The sequence below is a fragment of the Lactobacillus sp. M0390 genome (assembly GCF_016102085.1).
GTDB lineage: Bacteria > Bacillota > Bacilli > Lactobacillales > Lactobacillaceae > Lactobacillus > Lactobacillus apis.
In genome coordinates this window covers 1-495 of the sequence record NZ_JACFPH010000023.1, presented here as the reverse complement: position 1 = coordinate 495, position 495 = coordinate 1, and the positions used below count along the sequence as shown (strand labels likewise).

Here is a 495-nt window from a genome sequence, read left to right as displayed (position 1 = left end):
AAGAGCGAAGTCAATTTCGCAAGCAAATAAATCCGAGATGCAAATCTTGGAACGAATGAGCAAACATTCAAACAAACATTAAAAAATGAGAGTTTGATCCTGGCTCAGGACGAACGCTGGCGGCGTGCCTAATACATGCAAGTCGAGCGAGCAATCTTAACGGAATACTTCGGTAGGAAGTCAAGAGCGCGAGCGGCGGATGGGTGAGTAACACGTGGGCAACCTGCCCTATAGCTTGGGATACCACTTGGAAACAGGTGCTAATACCAAATAAGCAGCAAGAGCGCATGCTCAAGCTGGGAAAGGCGGCTTTAAAGCTGTCACTACAGGATGGGCCCGCGGTGCATTAGCTAGTTGGCAAGGTAACGGCCTACCAAGGCGATGATGCATAGCCGAGTTGAGAGACTGACCGGCCACATTGGGACTGAGACACGGCCCAAACTCCTACGGGAGGCAGCAGTAGGGAATCTTCCACAATGGACGCAAGTCTGATGG

Annotated in this window: 1 rRNA gene; it reads left to right on the top strand. The window is 50.9% G+C overall.

The window, feature by feature from the left end:
• Positions 1-81 precede the first annotated feature (81 nt).
• Positions 82-495, top strand: a 16S ribosomal RNA gene (locus H3R25_RS09190); the annotation flags it as partial.